General features: G+C 60.5%; 26 protein-coding genes and 1 pseudogene. 20 read left to right on the plus strand and 7 right to left on the minus strand.

The window, feature by feature from the left end; all coding sequences use genetic code 11:
- Positions 1-175 precede the first annotated feature (175 nt).
- Positions 176-538: a cupin domain-containing protein gene (locus DJ564_RS00085; RefSeq protein WP_109626712.1), complete on the plus strand. Its 363-nt coding sequence runs from the start codon at positions 176-178 to the stop codon at positions 536-538.
- A 178-nt stretch (positions 539-716) separates the two neighbouring features.
- Here the strand turns inward: DJ564_RS00085 and rpmG are convergent, their stop codons facing one another.
- Together rpmG and rpmB are read right to left on the minus strand one after the other, a co-directional pair.
- Positions 717-872 carry a 50S ribosomal protein L33 gene (gene rpmG, locus DJ564_RS00090; protein ID WP_007894709.1) on the minus strand — a complete coding sequence of 52 codons (156 nt, stop codon included), beginning with the start codon at positions 870-872 and terminating at the stop codon, positions 717-719.
- Between the two features lie 11 nt (positions 873-883).
- Positions 884-1,117: a 50S ribosomal protein L28 gene (gene rpmB / locus DJ564_RS00095; RefSeq protein ID WP_007894701.1), complete on the minus strand. Its 234-nt coding sequence runs from the start codon at positions 1,115-1,117 to the stop codon at positions 884-886.
- Between the two features lie 445 nt (positions 1,118-1,562).
- Here rpmB and DJ564_RS00100 point away from each other — a divergent pair, with 445 nt between their 5' ends.
- Positions 1,563-3,149 carry an ABC transporter substrate-binding protein gene (locus tag DJ564_RS00100; protein ID WP_109626714.1) on the plus strand — a complete coding sequence of 529 codons (1,587 nt, stop codon included), beginning with the start codon at positions 1,563-1,565 and terminating at the stop codon, positions 3,147-3,149.
- 129 nt (positions 3,150-3,278) lie between these two features.
- On the opposite strand, the gene radC is transcribed toward DJ564_RS00100, so the two are convergent.
- The gene (gene radC, locus DJ564_RS00105; RefSeq protein WP_109626716.1) at positions 3,279-3,953 is read right to left on the minus strand and encodes a DNA repair protein RadC; all 675 of its coding nucleotides are present in this window, start codon (positions 3,951-3,953) and stop codon (positions 3,279-3,281) included.
- Between the two features lie 136 nt (positions 3,954-4,089).
- Between radC and coaBC the strand changes: the two genes are divergently transcribed.
- From coaBC to DJ564_RS00130, 5 genes and pseudogenes are all read left to right on the plus strand, one after another.
- Complete coding sequence (gene coaBC / locus DJ564_RS00110) at positions 4,090-5,298, plus strand: bifunctional phosphopantothenoylcysteine decarboxylase/phosphopantothenate--cysteine ligase CoaBC (protein WP_109626718.1); 1,209 nt, start codon at positions 4,090-4,092, stop codon at positions 5,296-5,298.
- Between the two features lie 5 nt (positions 5,299-5,303).
- Positions 5,304-5,759, plus strand: a complete 456-nt coding sequence (dut, locus tag DJ564_RS00115) for a dUTP diphosphatase (protein ID WP_109626720.1) — start codon at positions 5,304-5,306, stop codon at positions 5,757-5,759.
- A 301-nt stretch (positions 5,760-6,060) separates the two neighbouring features.
- Positions 6,061-7,464, plus strand: a pseudogene (locus DJ564_RS00120) (phosphomannomutase/phosphoglucomutase); the annotation flags it as partial.
- Positions 7,465-7,503: 39 nt separating this feature from the next.
- A complete protein-coding gene (argB, locus tag DJ564_RS00125; protein ID WP_109626724.1) occupies positions 7,504-8,409 on the plus strand; it encodes an acetylglutamate kinase in 906 nt (301 codons plus the stop codon).
- Between the two features lie 189 nt (positions 8,410-8,598).
- Positions 8,599-8,802 (plus strand): hypothetical protein, encoded by a 204-nt coding sequence (locus DJ564_RS00130; protein ID WP_109626725.1) that lies wholly within the window; start codon positions 8,599-8,601, stop codon positions 8,800-8,802.
- A 53-nt stretch (positions 8,803-8,855) separates the two neighbouring features.
- Here the strand turns inward: DJ564_RS00130 and pyrE are convergent, their stop codons facing one another.
- Complete coding sequence (gene pyrE, locus DJ564_RS00135) at positions 8,856-9,500, minus strand: orotate phosphoribosyltransferase (protein WP_109626729.1); 645 nt, start codon at positions 9,498-9,500, stop codon at positions 8,856-8,858.
- A gap of 82 nt (positions 9,501-9,582) precedes the next feature.
- Between pyrE and DJ564_RS00140 the strand changes: the two genes are divergently transcribed.
- Positions 9,583-10,362, plus strand: coding sequence for an exodeoxyribonuclease III (locus DJ564_RS00140; protein WP_007934608.1), 780 nt, complete (start codon positions 9,583-9,585; stop codon positions 10,360-10,362).
- Between the two features lie 175 nt (positions 10,363-10,537).
- Here the strand turns inward: DJ564_RS00140 and DJ564_RS00145 are convergent, their stop codons facing one another.
- Positions 10,538-10,906 (minus strand): DUF4870 domain-containing protein, encoded by a 369-nt coding sequence (locus DJ564_RS00145; protein WP_109626731.1) that lies wholly within the window; start codon positions 10,904-10,906, stop codon positions 10,538-10,540.
- A 27-nt stretch (positions 10,907-10,933) separates the two neighbouring features.
- Positions 10,934-11,656 carry a ribonuclease PH gene (gene rph / locus DJ564_RS00150; RefSeq protein WP_046045041.1) on the minus strand — a complete coding sequence of 241 codons (723 nt, stop codon included), beginning with the start codon at positions 11,654-11,656 and terminating at the stop codon, positions 10,934-10,936.
- Positions 11,657-11,936: 280 nt separating this feature from the next.
- Between rph and DJ564_RS00155 the strand changes: the two genes are divergently transcribed.
- The 6 genes from DJ564_RS00155 (at position 11,937) to DJ564_RS00180 (ending at position 17,228) form a co-directional block, all read left to right on the plus strand.
- Positions 11,937-12,800, plus strand: coding sequence for a YicC/YloC family endoribonuclease (locus tag DJ564_RS00155; protein WP_109626733.1), 864 nt, complete (start codon positions 11,937-11,939; stop codon positions 12,798-12,800).
- Positions 12,801-12,812: 12 nt separating this feature from the next.
- A complete protein-coding gene (gmk, locus tag DJ564_RS00160; RefSeq protein WP_109626734.1) occupies positions 12,813-13,433 on the plus strand; it encodes a guanylate kinase in 621 nt (206 codons plus the stop codon).
- A 167-nt stretch (positions 13,434-13,600) separates the two neighbouring features.
- Positions 13,601-13,864, plus strand: coding sequence for a DNA-directed RNA polymerase subunit omega (rpoZ, locus tag DJ564_RS00165; RefSeq protein ID WP_007894670.1), 264 nt, complete (start codon positions 13,601-13,603; stop codon positions 13,862-13,864).
- 57 nt (positions 13,865-13,921) lie between these two features.
- Complete coding sequence (gene spoT / locus DJ564_RS00170; RefSeq protein ID WP_109626735.1) at positions 13,922-16,027, plus strand: bifunctional GTP diphosphokinase/guanosine-3',5'-bis pyrophosphate 3'-pyrophosphohydrolase; 2,106 nt, start codon at positions 13,922-13,924, stop codon at positions 16,025-16,027.
- Positions 16,028-16,051: 24 nt separating this feature from the next.
- Positions 16,052-16,432, plus strand: coding sequence for a RidA family protein (locus DJ564_RS00175; RefSeq protein WP_003229509.1), 381 nt, complete (start codon positions 16,052-16,054; stop codon positions 16,430-16,432).
- Between the two features lie 55 nt (positions 16,433-16,487).
- Entirely contained in the window at positions 16,488-17,228 is a 741-nt protein-coding gene (locus DJ564_RS00180) for a hypothetical protein (RefSeq protein ID WP_109626736.1), read from the plus strand.
- Between the two features lie 140 nt (positions 17,229-17,368).
- Here the strand turns inward: DJ564_RS00180 and DJ564_RS00190 are convergent, their stop codons facing one another.
- Positions 17,369-18,226 (minus strand): SDR family oxidoreductase, encoded by an 858-nt coding sequence (locus DJ564_RS00190; RefSeq protein ID WP_109626737.1) that lies wholly within the window; start codon positions 18,224-18,226, stop codon positions 17,369-17,371.
- Positions 18,227-18,415: 189 nt separating this feature from the next.
- Here DJ564_RS00190 and exbB point away from each other — a divergent pair, with 189 nt between their 5' ends.
- From exbB to DJ564_RS00220, 6 genes are all read left to right on the plus strand, one after another.
- Positions 18,416-19,393, plus strand: a complete 978-nt coding sequence (gene exbB, locus DJ564_RS00195) for a tonB-system energizer ExbB (RefSeq protein WP_109626738.1) — start codon at positions 18,416-18,418, stop codon at positions 19,391-19,393.
- A 6-nt stretch (positions 19,394-19,399) separates the two neighbouring features.
- Positions 19,400-19,828: a TonB system transport protein ExbD gene (exbD, locus tag DJ564_RS00200; RefSeq protein WP_109626740.1), complete on the plus strand. Its 429-nt coding sequence runs from the start codon at positions 19,400-19,402 to the stop codon at positions 19,826-19,828.
- Positions 19,825-20,580 (plus strand): energy transducer TonB, encoded by a 756-nt coding sequence (locus tag DJ564_RS00205; RefSeq protein ID WP_109626742.1) that lies wholly within the window; start codon positions 19,825-19,827, stop codon positions 20,578-20,580. The genes exbD and DJ564_RS00205 overlap by 4 nt, the downstream gene beginning before the upstream one ends.
- 314 nt (positions 20,581-20,894) lie before the next feature.
- On the plus strand, positions 20,895-21,824 hold the full coding sequence (locus tag DJ564_RS00210; RefSeq protein WP_109626744.1) for a hydrogen peroxide-inducible genes activator: 930 nt from the start codon (positions 20,895-20,897) through the stop codon (positions 21,822-21,824).
- A 9-nt stretch (positions 21,825-21,833) separates the two neighbouring features.
- A complete protein-coding gene (gene recG, locus DJ564_RS00215) occupies positions 21,834-23,909 on the plus strand; it encodes an ATP-dependent DNA helicase RecG (protein WP_010465238.1) in 2,076 nt (691 codons plus the stop codon).
- A gap of 78 nt (positions 23,910-23,987) precedes the next feature.
- On the plus strand, positions 23,988-25,388 hold the full coding sequence (locus DJ564_RS00220; RefSeq protein WP_109626746.1) for an aminoacyl-tRNA deacylase and HDOD domain-containing protein: 1,401 nt from the start codon (positions 23,988-23,990) through the stop codon (positions 25,386-25,388).
- Positions 25,389-25,453: the final 65 nt, after the last annotated feature.

The raw sequence follows: 25,453 nt of genomic DNA on the forward strand, positions 1-25,453 counted from the left end.
CTGCCCAGCCAGCCTGATTTTTCGGCCAAAGGCAACCGCCACCCTAAACCAGCGGCCGGTGAAGTTTCAATATATTTGACATAAGGCCGGCAAACGGCCTTGCGATGTTCATTTTAATAAACATAGACTTTGGGTCTTTCCAGCCATCGCGCCGCAATCACGGGGACTTACAACAATGAATATCCAGGATGTCGTCGACTTCAGCCTCGCCACTACCGAGCCCGAGCGCTATAAGCCGGACCAGGCAAAAATCCTGAAGGGCGATCCCGAGCAAGTGGTCTACAACCACTACAACAGCCCTTGCGGCCAGTTGAATGCAGGCGTGTGGGAAGGTGCTGTTGGCCAGTGGCATGTGAACTTCACCGAGCATGAGTACTGCGAAATCATTCAGGGCGTTTCCGTGCTGCGCGACAACGAAGGCAACGGCAAGACCCTGCGCGCGGGCGATCGCTTCGTGATCCCGGCGGGTTTCCGCGGCACTTGGGAGGTGCTGGAAACGTGCCGCAAGATCTATGTGGCGTTTGAACAGAAGGCCTGAAGATTTTTTGCTGTTTGGGCTGGCCCCTTCGCGAGCAAGCCCGCTCCCACAGTTGACCGCATTCCGATGTGGGGGCGAGCCTGCTCGCGATGAGGCCCTGACAGGCGCTTCATAATCAGGCAACAAAAAAGGCCCGTATCTCGCGATACGGGCCTTTTTCGTAAGGAGGAAAAATCAATTACTTGATTTTGCCTTCTTTGTAGATCACGTGCTTGCGAACAACCGGATCAAATTTCTTGATCTCGATTTTGTCCGGAGTAGTACGCTTGTTCTTGTCGGTAGTGTAGAAGTGACCAGTACCGGCGCTCGAAATCAAACGAATCAATTCACGCATGATTAGCTCCCTTAGATCTTGCCGGCTTTGCGGATTTCGGCCAGCACGACAGTGATGCCACGCTTGTCGATGATACGCATGCCTTTGGCAGATACGCGCAGACGCACGAAACGTTTCTCTTCTTCAACCCAGAAGCGGTGATGCTGCAGGTTCGGCAGGAAACGACGACGGGTTTTGTTGTTTGCGTGGGAAATGTTATTCCCAGTCACCGGACCCTTACCGGTAACTTGACATACTCTCGACATGCCTCAGCCCTCTAAAACCACATGCCCAACCCGGCATGGGTTGGCCGCTTAATCTCTCAGTCATTTGGCGCCAGGCGCCGCGTTTCTTTAGAGGTCTTACCGGCTACACCTACAGTGAAGGAACCGGGCCCCTAGAAAAGAGCGCTGCTTTATACCAGAAAGACTGAAGAGCAACAACATTCCGTGTGCGCGGACTTGATAAATTCCCCATTTTTCCGGCGCCGGGCGCCTTGGATAAAGGCTGTCGTCGATTAAGACCGCTCGTCGCAGAGAATCGGCCAATCGACCGATTCCGGGTTTTCCTCGGCCCGCATCACCGAAAACAAGCGCACATAGTCCCCTTAAAATGAAAAAGGGGATAGTCATTTGCAAAAGAGCCCACTAGGGTAAGCCTTTTCCAGACTGCACTTGCAGATGGGCCTTCGATCTGTAAAGGAATCCGACCATGCGCCTCGCTGCCCTACCGCTGTTGCTCGCCCCGCTCCTGCTGAGCCCGCTGGCCCATGCCGCCGCCCTGAGCGTCTGCACCGAGGCCAGCCCGGAAGGGTTCGACGTGGTGCAATACAACTCGCTGACCACCACCAACGCCTCGGCCGACGTGCTGATGAATCGCCTGGTGGACTTCGACACGGCCAGCGGCAAAGTGGTCGCCAGCCTCGCGGACAGCTGGGAAGTCACGCCCGACGGCCTGACCTACGTGTTCAAGTTGCACCCGCAGGTGAAATTCCACCGCACCGAATATTTCAGCCCTACCCGCGAGCTGACCGCCGAAGACGTGAAGTTCAGCTTCGACCGCATGCTCGACCCGGCGAACCCGTGGCACAAAGTCGCCCAGAGCGGCTTCCCGCACGCCCAGTCGATGCAGTTGCCGGCGCTGATCAAGAAGATCGACGCACTGGACCCGCTGACCGTGCGCTTCACCCTTGATCACCCGGACTCGACCTTCCTCGCGACCCTGAGCATGGGCTTCGCCTCGATCTATTCCGCCGAATACGCCGACAAGCTGCTGAAGGCCGGCACACCCGAGAAGCTCAACAGTCAACCAATCGGCAGCGGCCCTTTCGTGTTCACGCGCTTCCAGAAAGACGCGTCGATTCGCTACAAGGCCAACCCGGACTACTTCCGTGGCAAACCATCGGTTGACCCGCTGATTTTCGCCATCACGCCGGATGCCAACGTGCGATTGCAGAAATTGCGTCGCAACGAGTGCCAGATCGCCCTGTCGCCAAAACCACTGGACGTACAGGCCGCGCTGAAAGAACCGACCCTGAAAGTCGAAAAGACTGACGCCTTCATGACCGCGTTCGTCGGCATCAACAGCCAGCATCCACCGCTGGACAAACCTGAAGTGCGCCAGGCCATCAACCTCGCGTTCGACAAAGCCAACTACGTCAAAGCCGTGTTCGAAGACACCGCCGAGGCCGCCAACGGCCCGTACCCGCCCAACACCTGGAGCTACGCCAAAGGCTTGCCGGGTTATCCGCATGACGTCGAGAAGGCCAGGGCCTTGATGGCCAAGGCCGGACTCAAGGATGGCTTCCAGACCACTATCTGGACCCGACCTTCCGGTAGCCTGCTCAACCCGAACCCGAGCCTAAGCGCGCAAATGCTGCAATCGGACCTCGCGGAAATCGGCATTCAGGCCGAGATTCGGGTGATTGAATGGGGCGAACTGATTCGCCGCGCCAAGGCCGGTGAGCACGATTTGCTGTTCATGGGCTGGGCCGGCGACAACGGTGACCCGGACAACTTCCTCACGCCGCAGTTTTCCTGCGCCGCGGTCAAGTCCGGCACCAACTTCGCCCGTTACTGCAACCAGGAGCTGGACAAGCTGATCAGCGCCGGCAAGACCACTGGCGAGCAAGGTGTGCGCACCAAGCTCTATGAACAGGCCCAGGCGCAGATTCAGCAGCAAGCGTTGTGGCTGCCGCTGGCTCACCCAACTGCCTTCGCGCTGACGCGTAAAGGCGTTGAGGGTTACTCAGTCAGCCCGTTTGGTCGCCAGGACTACTCCAAGGTCAATCTCAAATAACAGCCACACCACAAAACCCTGTCGGAGCGGGTTTGCTCGCGAAGACGGTGTATCAGGCAGCAATGATGGTGACTGACACTCCCTCTTCGCGAGCAAGCCCGCTCCCACAGGGGATTTTTGTTCGCCCCGCTACATCCACCCGTACTCAGCCATCGACAGCGGATCGCCATCCCCGATGATGAAATGGTCAAGCACTCGCACATCGATCAGATCCAACGCCTCTTTCAGGCGCTTGGTCAGCGTTCGGTCGGCTTGACTGGGATTGGTATTCCCCGACGGATGGTTGTGGCAGAGGATCAACGCTGCGGCGTTGTGGGCCAGTGCGCGCTTGACCACTTGCCTCGGATAGACACTGGTGCTGTCGATGGAGCCGCGAAACAGCACTTCAAAGGTCAGTACTTGATGCCTGGAGTCGAGAAAAAGACAGCCGAACACCTCGTGGGGTTCGTGGCGCAACATTGATTTCAGGTAATCCCGAACGGCCTGTGGATTTTCCAGCGCCGACTTCTGGCGCGCACGCTCAGCCAAATGCCGCCGGCCCATCTCCTGTGCCGCTTGCAACTGCGCAAATTTCGCGGGCCCGAGCCCCAATTGCCTGCTGAATGCTTCCTGATCGGCCTCGAGCAGTGCGCGCAGACTGCCAAACTGATTCAACAGGTGTCGCGCTAGATCTACCGCGCTTTTACCCGATACGCCGGTTCGTAAAAAAATCGCCAGCAGCTCGGCGTCCGAAAGGCTTCCCGAGCCCAACTCAAGCAACCTCTCCCGCGGCCGCTCGGCCGCCGGCCAATCACGAATACTCATAGCACCTCCCTGGAATATGGGCGCCGCTGTTCCATAGCGGTCGCTGTGATATCGTAGCCCATCTTTTTTGCGGGCGATTTCATCCCTGGGGAGGGGGTATCGCCACGCAGTCATCAACGAAATGAAAGGCAGACCTATGCAGCGGCTGTATCGGAAACGCATCGTTCTGGGCGTCGGCGGCGGTATTGCTGCCTATAAGAGCGCCGACCTGGTTCGCCGCCTGATCGACCAGGGTGCCGAAGTGCGCGTGGTCATGACCCGTGGCGGCAGCGAGTTCATCACCCCGTTGACCATGCAAGCCTTGTCCGGCCACCCGGTTCATCTCGACTTGCTGGACCCGGCGGCTGAAGCTGCCATGGGCCATATCGAGCTGGCCAAGTGGGCCGACATGGTGCTGATCGCCCCCGCTACGGCGGACCTGATCGCCCGCCTCGCCCAAGGCATTGCCGACGACTTGCTGACCACGCTGGTGCTGGCCACCGACGCTGTGGTCGCCGTTGCCCCGGCGATGAACCAGGCCATGTGGCGCGACCCGGCGACCCAGGCCAACCTGCAAATCCTCGAAAGCCGCGACATCAAAGCTTTTGGCCCGGCCTCCGGTAGCCAGGCCTGCGGTGACGTCGGCCTGGGCCGCATGCTTGAAGCCGTCGAACTCGCCCAATGCGCAGCGGACTGCTTCAAGCGCCAGGCATTGACCGGCAAACACGTGCTGATCACCGCCGGCCCGACCCAGGAAAACATCGACCCGGTGCGCTACATCACCAACCACAGCTCCGGAAAAATGGGCTTTGCCCTGGCCGAAGCGGCGGTGGAAGCCGGCGCCCGCGTCACGCTGATCACCGGCCCGGTGCACCTGCCGACCCCGGATCGCGTCACCCGCATCGACGTGGTCAGCGCTCGCGACATGCTCGCCGCCTGCGAAGCCGCAATCCCTTGCGACCTGTTTATCGCCTCGGCAGCGGTCGCGGATTACCGTCCGGAAGTCGTCGCCCCACAGAAACTAAAGAAAGACCCTACGAACGGCGACGGCTTGTTGCTACAGATGGTGCGTAACCCGGACATCCTGGCCACCATCGCCACACGCCCTGACCGTCCGTTCAGTGTCGGTTTCGCCGCCGAAACCGAGCACCTGCTCGACTACGCTGCCCGCAAGTTGAAAGACAAAAACCTCGATCTGATCGTCGCCAACGACGTCGCCAACCCGAGTATTGGCTTCAACAGCGAGGAAAACGCCTGCAGCGTGATCGACCGTGAGCTTCACGCCACACTTTTCGCCCAGACCAGCAAGAGCAAGATTGCTCGCCAGCTGATCACTTTTATCGCCGAACGTCTGAACCAGGTTTAATTTACATGCACGCTTTGCAAGCCAAGATCCTCGACCCCCGCATCGGTACCGAATTCCCGCTGCCGCAGTACGCCACGCCAGGCTCCGCCGGCCTCGACCTGCGCGCCATGCTGGAAAAAGACATTGTGATCAAGCCGGGTGAAACCGTGCTGATCCCGACCGGCCTGTCCGTCTACATTGGCGATCCAGGCCTGGCCGCGCTGATCCTGCCGCGCTCCGGCCTGGGTCATAAGCACGGCATCGTGCTGGGCAACCTGGTCGGTTTGATCGACTCCGACTACCAGGGCCCGCTGATGGTCTCGTGCTGGAACCGCGGCCAGACGGATTTCAACATGGTGGTCGGTGAGCGTCTGGCTCAACTGGTTTTGGTGCCGGTGGTTCAAGCGCACTTCGAGATGGTCGAAGAGTTCGTTGAAACCGAACGCGGCGCCGGTGGTTTCGGGCATTCCGGCAGCCATTGATCCGATAAAGAACCCTGTGGCGAGGGAGCTTGCTCCCGCTGGGCTGCGAAGCGGCCCCAAGATTTTGTGAGTGCCGCGCACCCAAGCGCAAGCAAGCCTCCTCGCCACAATTCGCACAACGTTCATCTGGAAGGTTTGCCCCCAAAATCAAGGCATTGACCGGTCATTACCCCGCAAACGCAGGTGGCATGGCCTTTACACACCACGAACTCTCAGTGGAAAACGCCGTCATACCCTTCAGTTTGCGCCTGCTGACGAGTTCTTCGCAGACAGGTCCAGCCACCTTCGAGATGGAGCATTTCCAGTAATGAGCACCCCAGCCCAAGTCGCACCCAAGTTCCCCGACAGCATTTTCCGCGCCTACGACATTCGCGGCACCGTCCCGGAATTCTTGAACGCTGAAACCGCTTATTGGCTCGGTCGCGCCATCGGTGCCCAGAGCCTGGCCCAGGACGAACCGAACGTTTCCGTTGGCCGCGACGGCCGTCTTTCCGGCCCGGAACTCGTTGAACAATTGATCAAAGGCCTGGCCGACAGCGGCTGCCACGTCAGCGACGTCGGCCTGGTGCCAACCCCGGCCCTGTACTACGCCGCCAACGTCCTGGCCGGCAAATCCGGCGTGATGCTGACCGGCAGCCACAACCCGTCGAACTACAACGGCTTCAAGATCGTGATCGCCGGCGACACCCTGGCCAACGAACAGATCCAGGCCCTGCACGACCGCCTCAAGACCAACAACCTGAGCAGCGGCAAGGGCAGCATCACCCAGGTCGAGATCCTCGATCGCTACAACACCGAAATCGTCCAGGACATCAAACTGGCTCGTCGCCTCAAAGTCGTGGTCGACTGTGGCAACGGCGCGGCCGGCGTGATCGCTCCGCAACTGATCGAAGCGTTGAACTGCGAAGTCATCCCGCTGTTTTGCGAGGTCGACGGCAACTTCCCGAACCACCACCCGGATCCGGGCAAGCCTGAAAACCTCGTCGACCTGATCGCCAAGGTCAAGGAAACCAACGCCGACATCGGCCTGGCCTTCGACGGCGACGGCGACCGTGTCGGCGTGGTGACCAACACCGGCAGCATCGTCTACCCGGACCGCTTGCTGATGCTGTTTGCCCGCGACGTACTAGCGCGCAACGCTGACGCGGAAATCATCTTCGACGTCAAATGCACCCGCCGCCTGACGCCACTGATCAAGGAATACGGCGGTCGTCCGCTAATGTGGAAGACCGGTCACTCGTTGATCAAAAAGAAAATGAAACAAACCGGCGCCCTGTTGGCCGGCGAAATGAGCGGGCACATCTTCTTCAAGGAGCGCTGGTTCGGTTTTGACGACGGCATTTACAGCGCCGCGCGTCTGCTGGAGATCCTCAGCAAGGAAAAATCCACCGCGGAAGAGCTGTTTGCGACCTTCCCGAACGATATTTCTACGCCGGAAATCAATATCCATGTGACCGAAGAGAGCAAATTCAGCATCATTGATGCATTGCACGACGCGAAGTGGGGCGAAGGCGCCGACCTGACCACCATCGACGGCGTGCGAGTCGACTACGCCAAAGGCTGGGGCCTGGTGCGCGCGTCCAACACCACACCGGTGCTGGTGCTGCGCTTCGAGGCTGATGACGAGGCGGAATTGCAGCGCATCAAGGACGTTTTCAAAGTCCAGTTGAAGCGTGTTGCACCTGATCTCCAACTACCGTTTTGATTTATTGAAGCGCCTTTTATCGAAGTGCCGGAGCCCTGAATGACCCTCGAACGCGAAGCCGCCGCCAACACCGCCAAGGTCCTGTCCGAAGCGTTGCCTTACATTCGCCGCTATGTCGGCAAGACGCTGGTGATCAAATACGGCGGCAACGCGATGGAAAGCGAGGAGCTGAAAACCGGCTTCGCCCGCGACATCGTGCTGATGAAAGCTGTCGGCATCAACCCGGTGGTGGTTCACGGCGGCGGCCCGCAAATCGGCGATCTGCTCAAGCGTCTGTCGATCGAGAGCCACTTCATCGATGGTATGCGCGTGACTGACGCGCAGACCATGGACGTGGTGGAAATGGTCCTCGGTGGCCAGGTCAACAAGGACATCGTCAATCTGATCAACCGTCATGGCGGCAGCGCCATCGGCCTGACCGGTAAAGATGCCGAGCTGATCCGTGCGAAAAAGCTCACCGTGACACGCCAGACGCCAGAGATGACCCAACCGGAAATCATCGACATCGGCCAGGTGGGCGAAGTGGTCGGGATCAACACTGACCTGCTGAACCTGCTGGTCAAAGGCGACTTCATCCCGGTGATCGCGCCAATTGGTGTCGGTGCCAACGGCGAGTCGTACAACATCAACGCCGACCTGGTGGCCGGTAAAGTCGCCGAAGCGCTGAAAGCTGAAAAGCTGATGTTGCTGACCAACATCGCCGGCCTGATGGACAAGTCGGGCACGGTCCTGACCGGCCTGACCACCCAGCAAGTCGACGATCTGATCGCCGATGGCACCATCTACGGCGGCATGCTGCCGAAGATCCGGTGTGCGCTGGAGGCGGTTCAGGGCGGCGTCGGCAGCTCGTTGATCATTGATGGCCGGGTGCCGAATGCAATTCTGCTGGAAATCTTCACCGATACCGGTGTGGGCACATTGATCAGCAATCGCAAGCGTCCCTGATTCAAGAACGGCAAAAGATCGCAGCCTTCGCCGGCACCTACGAATGTACGAAAATTCTGTAGAAACTGACGAAGACTGCGATCTTTTTTATGCGTGCGGGAAACGTCCGACCTGAATCAGCGAAACGTCCGACATCTTGCCGGCATCCATCCGCTTAGGATCTTCCGTGAATCCACAGGAGAACTCCCCATGCAAAAAGATTACGTTCCTTACGGCAGTGATGTTGCAGCAGGCACCTTTGAATGTGTGGACTGCGGACATCGGTATTCGAATCAGGCCAAAACCTCGATTCCGCCGTGCCCTCAGCACCAGAAATCGACGCACACGCGTAATGGCTGGAAGGTTCTGACCGGTCAGGGCGACGCGGAGAAAGATCCATACCCAAGCAGATAAGCACAGCCGTTTTGTCCGATAAAAAAAGGCCCTGTTCTCACAGGGCCTTTTCTTTAGACGCCGAACTGAGCCCTATAGGCTTCAACGGCTGGCAAATGCTGCTTGAGCTGCGGATCATCCGCCAGGAATTCCAGCACCTGGCTCAGCGACACGATGCTGATCACCGGAATGCCAAAGTCACGCTCCACTTCCTGGATCGCCGACAACTCGCCGTTGCCACGCTCCTGACGGTTCAGGGCAATCAGCACGCCCTTGGCCTTGGCGCCGTCCTGGGAAGCGATGATCTGCATCACTTCGCGGATGGCGGTGCCGGCGGTGATCACGTCGTCGATGATCAGCACTTCACCGGTCAACGGCGCGCCAACGAGACTACCGCCTTCGCCGTGGGCCTTGGCTTCCTTGCGGTTGAAGCACCACGGCAAATCACGGTCGTGGTGTTCGGCCAGGGCCACTGCAGTGGTCGCCGCTAACGGGATGCCTTTGTACGCAGGGCCAAACAGTACGTCGAACGAAATACCGCTCTCGACAATGGCTGCCGCGTAGAAACGCCCCAGCTGCGCAAGGGCCGAACCCGAGTTGAACAGCCCGGCATTGAAGAAGTAAGGACTGGTGCGCCCGGACTTCAGGGTGAACTCGCCGAAGCGCAAAACGCCGCGATCGATGGCAAAACGAATGAAATCGCGCTGATACGCTTGCATGAAAAAAACCCCAAATACCACGGATTTAGCTAATTAGGTTGACGCCGTGTATCATACACGCACGCGATTTTTGGGGCCATTTATGCGGATCATCAGTGTGAACGTCAATGGTATTCAGGCTGCAGTGGAGCGAGGTTTGCTCAGTTGGCTGCAAGCACAGAATGCCGACGTCATCTGCCTGCAGGACACCCGCGCCTCCGCCTTTGAACTGGACGATCCAGCCTTCCAACTGGATGGCTACTTCCTTTATGCCTGCGAAGCCGAAGTTCCCGCCCAAGGTGGCGTGGCTTTGTATTCGCGGCTGCAACCGAAGGCAGTCATCAGCGGTCTCGGCTTCGAGACAGCCGACCGCTACGGGCGCTACCTGCAAGCCGATTTCGACAAGGTCAGCATCGCGACCTTGCTGCTCCCTTCGGGGCAGAACGGCGATGAAGACTTGAACCAGAAGTTCAAGCTAATGGACGATTTCGCCCGTTATCTGGATAAACAGCGACGCAAACGTCGCGAGTACATTTATTGTGGCTCGCTGTACGTGGCGCAACAGAAGCTGGATATCAAGAACTGGCGCGACAGCCAGCAATCCCCGGGCTTCCTGGCACCTGAACGTGCCTGGATGGACGAGATTGTGGGCAACATGGGCTATGTTGATGCCCTGCGTGAAGTCAGCCGTGAAGGCGATCAGTACAGCTGGTGGCCGGACAACGAACAGGCGGAAATGCTCAACCTCGGTTGGCGTTTCGACTATCAGTTGCTGACCCCTGGCCTGCGCCGTTTTGTTCGCAGCGCACGCCTGCCACGCCAGCCACGGTTCTCGCAACACGCACCGCTGATCGTGGACTACGACTGGACGCTGACCATCTAAGCGTCTTTTCGCAGACACAAAAAAGCCGACATCGCTGTCGGCTTTTTTGTGCGCGCTGATTTTCTACTGTGGGAGCGGGCTTGCTCGCGAAGGCGGCTTAACATTCAACATTGAAGTTGACTGACCCACCGCTTTCGCGAGCAAGCCCGCTCCCACATAGATATCTGCGTCGTGGCTACTTGATCAACCGCCAGGTGAACGGATACCGATACGGCACCCCCTCATTGGCTTTCACGCCACCTATGATCGTCAGCACCAACGCGCCAATCGCCACCAGACCAAACAGGAAGAACCCGATGATCACCAACATCAGCAAGAAGCAGATAGCGGAGGCAATGGCGACGGTGATCTGAAAATTCAGCGCCTCCTTGCCCTGGGCATCGACAAACGGGTCCATCTCGCGCTTCATCTGCCAGAGAATCAGCGGGCCGATCAACGTGCCGAATGGAATCCAGATCCCCAGCAAGGCGGACAGGTGACAAAACATCGCCCACTGCCGAACGTCTTTGCTCGGGATGGGAAGTAGCTGCTGCTCGTCACTCATGGTGTCCTCCTTGCGTGGAACATCCGATCAGTCGGCCAGTGCGGCCTTTTGCAGTTCGAAGATCTCGGACATGCCTTTCTTCGCCAGTTCAAGCATAGCGTTCAGCTCTTCCGGCTGGAATGGTGCGCCTTCGGCAGTGCCCTGGACTTCGATGAAGCCGCCAGTGCTGGTCATTACCACGTTCAGGTCAGTCTCGGCAGCCGAGTCTTCCAGGTAGTCGAGGTCGAGCACAGGCTCGCCCTGGTACATGCCAACGGAAACAGCAGCGATCATTTGCTTGAGCGGGTCGCCGCCTTTCAGGCCGCCGCGCTTCTTGATCACTTTCAACGCGTCGACCAATGCGACCATGGCGCCGGTGATGGAGGCGGTGCGGGTGCCGCCGTCAGCCTGGATCACGTCGCAGTCGACGTAAAGGGTGACGTCGCCCAGCTTGGACATGTCCAGCGAAGCACGCAGGGAACGACCGATCAGACGCTGGATTTCCAGGGTACGGCCGCCTTGTTTGCCCCGGCTCGCTTCACGCTGGTTACGCTCGCCGGTGGCGCGCGGCAGCATGCCGTATTCGGCGGTCAACCAGCCTTGGCCCTGACCTTTAAGGAAACGTGGCACGCCGTTTTCGACGCTGACGGTGCAGATGACTTTGGTATCACCGAACTCGACCAGTACAGATCCCTCGGCGTGTTTGGTGTAGTTGCGGGTAATGCGGATCGAGCGGAGCTGATCGGCAGCGCGACCACTTGGACGTTTCATAGGGAATACCTGTACGGAGGACGGAAAACTGCCGAGCATTATAGAGCCGCGCGCCAAGACTGGGCACTTCTAAAAAATCCGCCCGACGATTGAAGGCCCTGAGTAGAGCGTAGAACAGCGCTTTACCGACGGCCTGCAGCCCTTTGTCACACCGTGTGTTTGGGCGCATCCGCCCCACTGCGCTACAATCCTGCGCCTTTGCTGCCTGTCGGCTTTTATTCACATATATCGGGTTTCGCGAAACCTTTGGTAACGCAAACCTGAATTGCGAGGTACCTCCATGGTGCACAGCATGACCGCCTTCGCCCGCGTTGAAAAAGCCGGCGCCCAAGGCACCCTGAGCTGGGAATTGCGCTCGGTCAACAGCCGCTACCTGGAACCCCACCTGCGCCTGCCAGAGTCGTTTCGCGACCTCGAAGGTGCGGTCCGCGAAGCGCTGCGCCAGGGAATCTCCCGGGGCAAGCTCGAATGCACCCTGCGCTTCACCGAAGAAAACACCGACAAACCTCTGCAAGTGGACCGCGAGCGCGCCGCACAATTGGTCGCTGCCGCCGAGACCATCGCCGGCCTGATCAAGAATCCGGCTGCGCTGAACCCGCTGGAAGTCCTGGCTTGGCCCGGCGTGCTGGTGGGCGACGCCACCGACCCGCAAGCCCTGAATGCTGAAGCACTGGCTTTGTTCAACGAGGGCTTGAGGGAACTCAAGGCCGGCCGCGAGCGCGAAGGCGCGGAGCTGGCGCGGCTGATCAACGATCGCCTGACCTCCATTGAAGGAGACGTGGTGACCCTGCGCGAACTGGTTCCGCAGATGCTCGCCACCCAGCGCCAGAAAGTCCTCGACCGTTTTGCGGACATGAAAGCCGAGATGGACCCGCAGCGGCTGGAACAGGAAATGGTCATGCTCGCGCAAAAGAGCGACGTCGCCGAAGAACTGGATCGCTTGAGCACACACATCATCGAAGTTCGCCGGGTGCTCAAGTCCGGCGGCGCTGCCGGTCGGCGCCTGGACTTCCTGATGCAGGAGCTCAACCGCGAAGCCAATACACTGGGCTCCAAAGCCTTCGACCCGCGCAGCACCCAGGCGGCGGTCAACCTCAAAGTGTTGATCGAGCAGATGCGCGAACAAGTGCAGAATATTGAGTAAGGCAAACCTGACATGACCCACAGCACCGGCACCCTGTACATCATTTCCGCCCCTTCGGGCGCGGGCAAGAGCAGCCTGGTCAAGGCCCTGACCGACGCTGACCAGGAGATCCGCGTCTCGGTCTCCCACACCACCCGCGCCATGCGCCCCGGTGAAGTCAACGGCGTGAACTATCACTTCGTCGAACGCGGCGAGTTCGTGAAGATGATTGAGCACGGGGACTTCCTCGAGCGCGCCGAAGTGTTCGGCAACCTCTACGGCACTTCGCAAAGCCACCTGCAGCAGACCCTGGACGAAGGCCACGACCTGATTCTGGAAATCGACTGGCAGGGTGCCGAGCAAGTGCGCAAGCTGATGCCGCAGGCCCGCTCGATCTTCATTCTGCCGCCGTCGTTGGAAGCCTTGCACCAGCGCCTGAACAATCGCGGCCAGGACAGCAACGAAGTCATCGAAGGCCGGATGCGCGAAGCCGTCAGCGAAATGAGCCACTACGTCGACTACGACTACCTGATCATCAACGACGATTTCGCCCACGCGCTGAAGGATTTGCAGGCGATTTTCCGTGCCAATCAGCTGCATCAGAAGCGTCAGCAGCAGCGTAACGGAAAACTTTTGGCTGAATTGCTTGGCTAAACAGCCCTTCCAAAAACCGCTGCAAGGGCTTTACATTGGCACTTGCAGCGCGTTGAAGGGCTTGGTCAAAAAATCAGCGCTTCCCTAATCGCTGGTGATTTTTTAAACTGTTGAGTCCGCTCGCCCACCCGGGCAGCGCGCATATTGCATTCGCTCCGAGGAATACCATGGCCCGCGTAACCGTTGAAGACTGCCTGAACCACGTGGAAAACCGTTTTGAGCTGGTCATGCTGTCCACCAAGCGTGCCCGTCAACTGGCCACCGGCGGCAAAGAGCCACTGGTTCAGTGGGAAAACGACAAGCCTACCGTTGTAGCCTTGCGTGAAATCGCTGAAGGCCTGATGAGCTACGAGTTCATCGCCAATGCTGAAATCGTCGAAGACGAACCGCTGTTCGCAGCGTTCGAGGACGAGTCCAACGAGGCCGTCTAAGCCTATGCCTGGTCGACGTAGCACGGCGCGGGGTCACAGCGAACGGCAGGAGTCATCATGCCGAGCATAGACGCCCTCGCCGATCGCTTATCGACCTACCTCGGCAAGGACCAGGTCAACCTGGTCCGCCGAGCGTACTTCTACGCCGAACAAGCACACGACGGTCAACGCCGCCGCAGCGGTGAGGCGTATGTCACGCATCCTCTTGCCGTGGCGAATATTCTTGCCGACATGCACATGGACCATCAGAGTTTGATGGCTGCAATGCTGCATGACGTGATCGAAGACACCGGTATTGCCAAGGAAGCGCTGCAAGCGCAGTTCGGCGAAACCGTGGCCGAACTGGTCGATGGGGTCAGCAAACTGACCCAGATGAATTTCGAGACAAAAGCCGAAGCCCAGGCCGAAAACTTCCAGAAAATGGCCATGGCCATGGCGCGCGACATTCGCGTGATCCTGGTCAAACTGGCCGACCGCCTGCACAACATGCGCACGCTGGAAGTCCTGTCCGGTGAAAAGCGCCGGCGGATCGCCAAGGAAACCCTGGAAATCTATGCGCCCATCGCCAACCGGCTGGGCATGCACGCCATCCGCATAGAATTCGAAGACCTCGGCTTCAAGGCCATGCACCCGATGCGTTCCGCGCGGATCAACCAGGCGGTCAAGCGCGCCCGGGGCAACCGCAAGGAAATCGTCAACAAGATCGAAGAATCCCTCAGCCACTGCCTGGCCATCGACGGCATCCAGGGCGAGGTCAGCGGTCGTCAGAAACACCTCTACGGCATCTACAAGAAAATGCGCGGCAAGCGTCGGGCCTTCAACGAGATCATGGACGTCTACGCGTTCCGGATCATCGTCGACAAGGTCGACACCTGCTACCGCGTGCTGGGTGCTGTGCATAATTTGTACAAACCGTTGCCGGGGCGCTTCAAGGATTACATCGCGATCCCCAAGGCCAACGGCTACCAGTCGCTGCACACCACGCTGTTCGGCATGCACGGTGTTCCGATCGAGATCCAGATCCGCACCCGTGAAATGGAAGAGATGGCCAACAACGGCATCGCCGCGCATTGGTTGTACAAGTCCAGCGGCGACGAGCAGCCGAAAGGCACGCATGCCCGCGCCCGCCAGTGGGTCAAAGGCGTGCTGGAGATGCAGCAACGGGCCGGCAACTCGCTGGAGTTCATCGAGAGCGTGAAGATCGACCTGTTCCCGGACGAGGTCTACGTGTTCACGCCCAAAGGCCGGATCATGGAGCTGCCCAAAGGCTCCACGGCGGTCGACTTCGCTTACGCGGTGCACACCGATGTGGGCAACAGCTGCATTGCCTGTCGGATCAATCGTCGTCTCGCACCGCTGTCCGAGCCGCTGCAAAGCGGCTCCACGGTCGAGATCGTCAGCGCCCCGGGCGCGCGGCCAAATCCGGCGTGGCTGAACTTCGTGGTCACCGGCAAGGCGCGGACCCACATCCGCCACGCGCTGAAACTGCAACGCCGCTCCGAATCCATCAGCCTTGGCGAGCGCCTGCTGAATAAAGTGCTCAACGGTTTCGACAGCACCCTGGAGAAAGTCCCGGCCGAGCGCGTCAAGGCGATGCTGACCGAATACCGTCTCGAACTGATCGAAGACTTGCTGGAAGACATCGGCCTGGGCAATCGCATGGCCTACGTGGTCGCCCGCCGCCTGCTCGGCGAAGGCGAACAGTTGCCAAGCCCGGAAGGCCCGCTGGCGATTCGCGGCACCGAAGGCCTGGTCCTCAGCTACGCCAAGTGCTGCACGCCGATCCCGGGCGACCCGATTGTCGGTCACCTGTCTGCGGGCAAAGGCATGGTCGTGCACCTGGACAACTGCCGCAACATCAGCGAAATCCGCCACAACCCGGAAAAATGCATCCAGCTCTCGTGGGCCAAGGATGTCACCGGCGAATTCAACGTCGAGCTGCGCGTCGAACTGGAACACCAGCGCGGCCTGATCGCCCTGCTGGCCAGCAGCGTCAACGCGGCCGACGGCAATATCGAGAAAATCAGCATGGACGAACGCGATGGTCGCATCAGCGTGGTCCAACTGGTGGTCAGCGTGCACGACCGTGTGCACCTGGCCCGCGTGATCAAGAAACTGCGCGCACTGACCGGGGTGATTCGCATCACCCGCATGCGCGCCTAAGCCCACTATTACAAGGAGTCATTCATGACCAAGACTGTTATCACCAGCGACAAGGCCCCGGCCGCCATCGGTACTTACTCCCAGGCGATCAAGGCTGGCAACACCGTCTACATGTCGGGTCAGATTCCCCTGGACCCAAAAACCATGGAACTGGTTGAAGGCTTCGAAGCCCAGACCGTCCAGGTGTTCGAGAACCTCAAAGCCGTGGCCGAAGCCGCTGGCGGTTCGTTCAAGGACATCGTCAAACTGAACATCTTCCTCACCGACCTGAGCCACTTTGCCAAGGTCAACGAGATCATGGGCAAGTACTTTGACCAGCCATACCCTGCCCGCGCCGCCATCGGCGTAGCTGCCCTGCCAAAGGGTTCGCAGGTTGAAATGGATGCCATTCTGGTCATCGAGTAATAAATCCGGCGCAGCCCCAAGGGTTGCGCCGATTTCGTCTTGAAAGGATTCCACCATGCGCCAAGCGCTAGCTCTCTCGCTGGTCGCCCTACTCTTGGGCGGTTGTGCCAGCAACCCTGCCGATCGTGATATCAGCGGCACCTGGATCAATCAGGTGGCGATTGACGCTGCATCCAAAGGCGGCCCCCTGCGCGAAGCGCTTCAGGCTTATGGCCCGAACCTGGAATGGGACGTCAACACCAAGGCCGGCCAGGCCCGCTACACCAACGGTTTTGAAAACGTGGACGGCAAGCTGCTGGGCGAAGAGTCCGGCGCCTGGAAAGTCGACTTTTATGGCAGCTCCGCCAGTGAGCTGAAGCGTGACGGCAAGCAATTGGCCCAGGCCGCCTCCGACAACGAACCGGAACAGGTTTTTGATCGTGCGCTGATCCCCGTGCCGGACGGTGCACCGATGGGCGCCAGCTTCGAACGCGCGCTGTACACCGCCTACATGGGCGGCAGCTGGAAAATCGTCAACGGTCCGGGCGAAGGCAATACCGTGCAATTCCAGGCCGATGGCCAGGTTGCCGGCCTGCCGGGTGCCGATCGCTATGCCCTGTGCCTGGCGGGCGATTGCGCGTCGATGAGCGGCGGCAATGACAATATGTGGCTGCAAGTGAACGGCCAGGGCAATACCTGGATCTTTGCGCGCAAGGGCAAGGAACTGGAGATTGTGCAGGCGGTGAACACGGCTCAGGCAGACGAGATGCCTCAGTTCACGCCGGGCGAGCGCAAGTGGTTGCTGGAAAAGCAGTAACCCGGCCCTGAAGCCAACGCAAAACCAATGTGGGAGCGAGCCTGCTCGCGATGAGGCCATAACAGCCAACGATGATGTTGAATGTTATGCCACCATCGCGAGCAGGCTCGCTCCCACATTTGGTTTGTGGTGATGGGAAGTCAGCAGCGGCCTTCGAGAATGGCGGCGTAGCCTTCTCGATAGCTTGGGTACTTTGACGTCCAGCCTAGGGCCTTCGCCCGTGCATTGCTGCATTGCTTGCTGCCTGTGCGCCGCACGCTCGCGTCGTCAGCCCACTCGGTCACGCCCAGATACTCGCGCAACCACCCCACCACTTCGGCCAGCGGCGCTGGCGCGTCGTCGACACCGATGTAAACGTCATCCAACGCCACCCCGCGCCGATCCGCTTCAAGCAGAAACGCCATCAACCCCGCCGCGTCATCGGCGTGGATGCGGTTGCCGTAAAGCGGCGGGTCAACGGCCACTCGATAGCCACGACGCACCTGGGTCAGCAGCCATTCGCGGCCGGGGCCGTAAATGCCGGTCAAGCGCACGATGCTTGCAGGGATGCCGCTCTGGAGTGCCACTTGCTCGGCCTCCAGCATCAATCGACCCGAGTAGCCTGATGCAATGGTCGGCGAAGTCTCATCGACCCACTCGCCATTCTGCTGGCCATACACACTGCTACTGGAAACGAAAAGCAGGCGATTAGGCACCTGGCCGTAGTCGTTCAGCCATTCCAGTACATGCTGCAAGCCTTCGACATAGGCAGCACGGTAACCGGCTTCATCGTGATCGGTAGCGGCCGCGCAATACACGAGGTAATCCACCGCACCGATGGGCCACGTCTCAGGACAGTCCTTATTGAACAAGTCGCCGGCAACGCCAATGACCCCGTCGGGCAGACGTGAAACGTCACGTCTCAGGCCATGAACTTCCCACCCGGAAGCCACCAATTGCGTGGCCAGACGACTGCCGACATCACCACAACCGGCAATCAAAACAGAAGGCGCAGACATCAGAAAACTCCCATCAGAAAGGCACAGACTAGCGCCGGCAAAGGACGAGCGGCTAGCAATGAAGGAAAAAAAGATACTCTATTACTTTTGTTAACAAGAATTACTTGCAATAATGCACGCCACTTTTGTTCTCGGCCTTACGAGGCCTGGAAGAACATTCACCCTATTTTTCTCTCAGGTCCGGCCAGCATGACACGCAATCAATTCCCCGCTTCGCCAACCAAACGACCTCGCGCCTGGAGCGCAGTGGCTGCCCTGCTGCTCAGCCTGATGCTGGCACCGACCGCCGCTTTCGCTGACGCACAGGCGCCAGCCACTCCGGCGACTCCGGCCGCCGCCGCTGCTCCAGCCCCGGCTGATCATGCCGCCCCCGCCGTAGCGCCAGCCGCAACCGACCCGGCCCAGGCAGTAGACGCCGACGACGTTCCTGAAGTCCTCGAAGCCGACAACACCCTGGGCATGGCCCACGACCTGTCGCCGTGGGGCATGTACCAGAACGCCGACATTATCGTGAAAATCGTGATGATCGGCCTGGCCATCGCCTCGATCATCACCTGGACCATCTGGATCGCCAAGGGCTTTGAGCTGATGGGCGCCAAGCGTCGTCTGCGCAGCGAAATCGTCCATCTGAAAAAAGCTACCACCCTTAAAGAAGCCAGCGCGTCAGCGACCAAGCAAGGCACCCTCGCCAATTTGCTGGTGCATGACGCCCTGGAAGAGATGCGCTTGTCGGTCAACAGCCGCGAGAAAGAAGGCATCAAGGAACGTGTTGCCTTCCGTCTCGAGCGCTTGGTTGCAGCTTGCGGTCGCAACATGAGCAGCGGCACCGGCGTCCTCGCCACCATCGGCTCCACCGCGCCGTTCGTAGGTTTGTTCGGCACCGTGTGGGGCATCATGAACAGCTTCATCGGCATCGCCAAAACCCAGACCACCAACCTCGCCGTCGTAGCGCCGGGCATCGCCGAAGCCTTGCTGGCCACCGCGCTGGGTCTGGTTGCGGCGATTCCGGCCGTGGTGATCTACAACGTCTTCGCTCGCTCCATCGCTGGCTACAAGGCCCAAGTGTCCGATGCCTCGGCTGAAGTCCTGCTGCTGGTCAGCCGTGACCTCGATCACCTGCCGACCACCGAGCGCTCCACGCAACCCCACGTGGTCAAAGTAGGGTAATCAGCCATGGGCTTGCATTTGAAAGAAGGCGCAGACGACGATCTGGCCGAGAACCACGAAATCAACGTCACGCCGTTCATCGACGTGATGCTGGTGCTGCTGATCATCTTCATGGTGGCGGCTCCGTTGGCCACCGTGGACATCAAGGTCGACCTGCCCGCCTCCAGCGCCAAGCCGGCCCCGCGGCCGGAGAAACCGGTGTTCCTCAGCGTCAAGGCTGACCAGCGCCTGTACCTCGGCGAAGAAGAAGTGAAGGCCGAAGCACTCGGCGCCACCCTCGACGCCAGGACTCAAGGCAAGAAAGACACAACGATCTTCTTCCAGGCCGATAAAGGCGTGGATTACGGCGACCTGATGAGCGTGATGGACAACCTGCGCTCCGCCGGTTACCTGAAGGTAGGTCTGGTCGGGCTCGAGACGGCAGTCAAGAAATGATCACGACGCGCCATAAGCTGACGCGTTACAGCGGGAGCCTGGCCGTGGTGCTGGGTGTCCATGCGCTGGCCATTGCGCTGGCGATGAACTGGACTGCGCGCCCACCCATCGAGCTGCCACCGCAGGCGATGATGGTCGAGTTGGCGCCGGTTCCGGCCCCGCCACCACCGGCACCGCCGAAGGTCATAACGCCGCCACAGCCACCGGCCCCGGTGGAAGAACTGCCGATCCCGAAACTGGCCGAAGTGCCGAAGGCCGAGATCGTTGCGCCGAAGCCGGTTAAACCCAAGCCCAAGCCGAAGCCGCAACCGCCCAAGCCTGTGGAGAAAAAGCCGGAGCCGCCGAAGGAGAAGCCGTCCGAGGAGAAGCCTAGCGACGCGCAACCGACCCAGGCGCCGACGGAGAAGTCCGCGCAACCGGCGCCGGGACCATCGCCGGCGCAACAGGCTGCCAAGGCCAGCTGGGAAGGCACTTTGCTTGCGCACTTGGGCAAGTACAAAAAGTACCCGGCGAGCGCACAGAATCGGGGCAAGCAAGGCACCAACCGTCTGCGCTTCATCGTTGATGGCGAAGGTAATGTGTTGTCGTACGAACTGGTGGGCCGTTCAGGCGTTGCCGATCTGGACCGGGCCACCCTGGAAATGATCCGCCTCGCCCAACCGCTGCCCAAGCCGCCGGCCGACATGCTGACCAATGGCACCATCGAAATCACGGCGCCGTTTCTCTACTCCCTGGAAAAACGCCGCCGCTAAACGCAACACCGCCCCCCCCTGTGGCGAGGGGGCTTGCCCCCGTTGGGTCGCGAAGCGGTCCCAAAGCGGCGTCCGTGTTACCGCATTTGCCCTCTGGGACTGCTACGCAGTCCAACGGGGGCAAGCCCCCTCGCCACGGACGATCACCTGATACAGATACAGCGCGAAAAATGAAGGCACCCGAAAGGTGCCTTTTGCATATCCGCCAGCGGCAAACCGGCATTACCCGGTGTCACTCAACGCATGCACTCTGATAACGTGCGTCTATCGATTGCAGCCGGTATGCTTGGCTCGCAACTTCATGGACGCTTGCTATGACTCTCACAGAATTACGCTACATCGTTACCCTCGCCCAAGAGCAGCATTTCGGCCACGCGGCCGAGCGTTGCCATGTCAGCCAGCCGACCCTGTCGGTGGGCGTGAAAAAGCTTGAAGACGAACTCGGTGTGCTGATTTTCGAGCGCAGCAAGAGTGCCGTGCGCCTGACCCCGGTCGGTGAAGGCATCGTTGCCCAGGCACAGAAAGTCCTGGAACAGGCCCAAGGCATTCGCGAACTGGCCCAGGCTGGCAAAAACCAGCTGACCGCCCCGCTGAAAGTCGGCGCGATCTACACCGTCGGCCCATACCTGTTTCCGCACCTGATTCCACAACTGCACCGGGTCGCCCCGCAGATGCCGTTGTACATCGAAGAAAACTTCACCCACGTGTTGCGCGACAAACTGCGCAACGGCGAGCTCGACGCGATCATCATCGCCCTGCCGTTCAACGAAGCCGACGTGCTGACCCTGCAGCTCTACGACGAGCCGTTCTACGTCCTGATGCCGGCCCAGCACCCGTGGACGCAAAAAGAATCCATCGACGCCGCCCTGCTCAACGACAAGAGCCTGCTGCTGCTCGGCGAAGGCCACTGTTTCCGCGATCAAGTGCTGGAAGCCTGCCCGACCCTCGCCAAAGGCAACGACGGCGCCAAGCACACCACGGTGGAATCCAGCTCTCTGGAAACCATTCGCCACATGGTCGCGTCCGGCCTCGGCATTTCGATCCTGCCGCTGTCGGCAGTCGATAGCCATCACTACGCCCCCGGCGTGATCGAAGTGCGTCCGCTGTCGCCGCCAGTGCCGTTCCGCACCGTGGCCATTGCGTGGCGTGCGAGCTTCCCGCGGCCGAAGGCAATTGAAATCCTCGCTGACTCCATTCGCCTGTGCTCGGTGGCCAAGCCGCCGGTGCCGGTGGTTGCGGCGTAAGTCGCTGTCATGACCGAGTTGTCGCAAGTGTCGGTAACGGCACTCAAGGGTGTCGGCGAGGCCATGGCCGAGAAACTGGCCAAGGTCGGCCTGGAGAATCTCCAGGACGTGCTGTTCCACCTGCCGCTGCGTTATCAGGACCGCACTCGCGTGGTCCCGATCGGCCATTTGCGACCGGGGCAAGACGCCGTGATCGAAGGCACCGTCAGCGGCGCCGACGTGGTCATGGGCCGGCGCCGCAGCCTCGTCGTGCGTCTGCAGGACGGCACCGGCGGGCTCAGTCTGCGCTTCTACCATTTCAGCAACGCCCAGAAAGAAGGCCTCAAACGCGGCACGCGGATTCGCTGCTACGGCGAAGCGCGGCCCGGTGCGTCGGGACTGGAAATCTACCACCCGGAATACCGCGCCATCACCGGCGACGAGCCGCCGCCAGTGGATGAAACCCTGACCCCGGTCTACCCGCTCACCGAAGGCCTGACCCAGCAGCGTCTGCGCCAGTTGTGCATGCAAACCCTGACGATGCTCGGCCCGACCAGCCTGCCCGACTGGCTGCCGACCGAACTGGCCCGGGACTATCAACTGGCGCCGCTGGCCGATGCGATCCGCTACCTGCATCACCCGCCCGCCGATGCCGACGTCGACGAACTCGCCCTCGGTCATCACTGGGCGCAGCACCGTCTGGCCTTCGAAGAACTGCTGACCCATCAGCTGTCCCAGCAACGCCTGCGCGAGAGCATGCGTTCCCTGCGCGCGCCGGCCATGCCGAAAGCGACCAAACTGCCGGCCCAATACTTGGCCAATCTCGGATTTACGCCAACCGGCGCCCAGCAACGGGTCGGCAACGAAATCGCCTACGACCTCAGCCAGCACGAACCGATGCTGCGCCTGATTCAGGGCGACGTCGGCGCGGGCAAAACCGTAGTCGCCGCCCTCGCCGCGCTTCAGGCGCTGGAGGCCGGTTATCAGGTCGCTTTGATGGCGCCCACCGAGATCCTCGCCGAACAGCACTTCATCACCTTCAAGCGCTGGCTCGAACCGCTGGGCATCGAAGTCGCATGGCTGGCCGGCAAGCTCAAGGGCAAAAACCGCGTGGCCGCGCTGGAGCAGATCGCCAACGGCGCACCCATGGTGGTCGGCACTCACGCACTGTTTCAGGAGGAAGTGCAGTTCAAGAACCTCGCGCTGGCGATCATCGACGAACAGCACCGCTTCGGTGTGCAGCAGCGCCTGGCCTTGCGCCAGAAAGGTGTTGGCGGACGGATGTGTCCGCATCAGCTGATCATGACCGCCACGCCGATTCCGCGAACGCTGGCCATGAGCGCCTACGCCGACCTCGACACCTCGATCCTCGACGAACTGCCGCCCGGCCGAACCCCGGTCAACACGGTATTGGTCACCGATACCCGGCGCGTCGAAGTCATCGAGCGCGTACGCGGCGCCTGTGCTGAAGGGCGTCAGGCCTATTGGGTGTGCACGCTGATTGAAGAGTCGGAAGAGCTGACCTGTCAGGCCGCCGAAACCACTTACGAAGACCTCACCGCCGCCCTCGGCGAGTTGAAGGTCGGCCTGATCCACGGCCGCATGAAGCCCGCCGAAAAGGCCGCCGTCATGGCCGAATTCAAGGCCGGCAACCTGCAGCTGCTGGTCGCGACCACCGTGATTGAGGTCGGCGTCGACGTCCCGAATGCCAGCCTGATGATCATCGAAAACCCCGAACGCCTCGGTCTCGCGCAGCTGCACCAATTGCGCGGCCGTGTCGGTCGAGGCAGCGCCGCGAGCCATTGCGTGCTGCTCTACCATCCGCCGCTGTCGCAGATCGGCCGTCAGCGCCTGGGCATCATGCGTGAAACCAACGACGGTTTTGTCATCGCCGAAAAAGACCTCGAACTGCGCGGCCCCGGCGAAATGCTCGGCACGCGCCAGACCGGCCTGCTGCAATTCAAGGTCGCCGACCTGATGCGCGATGCCGATTTACTACCCGCCGTGCGCGACGCCGCCCAGGCTTTGCTGGAGCGCTGGCCGGACCACGTCAGCCCATTACTGGACCGCTGGCTGCGTCATGGGCAGCAATACGGCCAAGTGTGAGCACCGTCGCAGTTTGTCGGCGATGCTTTTAAACAAGCTGGTTATACTCCTGCAATTGTTTGAATACGGATACAGACCATGACAGAAGCTGCCCTCGCCCCCGACACCCTGCACGCTCCGTCTGTTATTCGGTTGCTGCTGGGCAAAATGGGCATTGCCTACGAAGAAGTCCTCGACCACCACGGCCTCAACGCCTCGCGCAAAGTGCAGGCGGTGCTGGTGGACGACGCGGTCGGCGCCCTGATGGTGCTGTTCCCGCAAAGCCAGTTGCTGGACCTCAATCGCCTCGCCGAACTGACCGGTCGCCGCCTCACCGCCGTGCCCACCGAACGCCTGGTGAAAATGCTCGGCAAGCACAACCTGAGCCTACTGCCCGGCCTGCCGGCGCTGACCAGTTCGCCGTGCCTGTACGAAGAAAGCCTGCTGCGCGAACCGAAGTTGCTGATCAACTCGGGCGAGCCGGGCCTGCTGCTGGAAATCACCAGCGAAGATTTCAAGAGCATGCTGACCAAGGCCAGCGCCGCCAACTTCGGCGAGAACCTGACCAGCATCCGCCCGAACCTCGACCGCCCCGACGATGACCGCCAGGAAATCACCCAGGCCGTCCAGGCGTTCACCGCGCGACGCATCCAGCAACGTCTGGAAGAGACCATCGAGATTCCGCCGCTGGCCGAGACCGCGCAGAAAATCATCAAGTTGCGCGTCGACCCCAACGCCACCATCGACGACATCACCGGCGTGGTCGAAACCGACCCGGCGCTGGCCGCCCAAGTCGTCAGCTGGGCCGCGTCGCCGTACTACGCCTCGCCGGGCAAAATTCGTTCAGTGGAAGACGCGATCGTGCGCGTGCTGGGTTTCGACCTGGTGATCAACCTCGCGCTAGGCCTGGCCCTGGGCAAAACCCTGAGCCTGCCCAAAGACCACCCGCAACACACCACGCCGTACTGGCAGCAATCGATCTACACCGCCGCCGTCATCGAAGGCCTGACCCGCGCCATGCCCCGCGCCCAGCGCCCGGAAGCCGGCCTGACCTACCTCGCCGGCCTGCTGCACAACTTCGGCTACCTGCTGCTGGCCCACGTCTTCCCGCCGCACTTCTCGCTGATCTGCCGTCACCTGGAGGTCAACCCGCACCTGTGCCACAGCTACGTCGAGCAACACCTGCTCGGCATCAGCCGCGAACAGATCGGCTCCTGGCTGATGCGCTACTGGGACATGCCCGACGAACTGGCCACCGCCCTGCGCTTCCAGCACGACCCGAGCTACGACGGTGCCTACGCTGAATACCCGAACCTCGTGTGCCTTGCCGTACGCCTGCTGCGCAGCCGCGGCATCGGCTCCGGCCCCGACGAAGACATCCCCGACGCCTTGCTCGAACGCGTCGGCCTGACCCGCGACAAAGCCAACGACGTCGTCAGCAAAGTCCTCGAAGCCGAAGTGCTGCTGCGCGAACTGGCTTCGCAATTCAGCCAGGCCTAAAGCACGACGGGCAAGCCCACTCCCACAGGATTCACGCAATCCCTGTGGGAGCGGGCTTGCCCGCG

This window comes from Pseudomonas sp. 31-12 (genome assembly GCF_003151075.1).
GTDB lineage: Bacteria > Pseudomonadota > Gammaproteobacteria > Pseudomonadales > Pseudomonadaceae > Aquipseudomonas.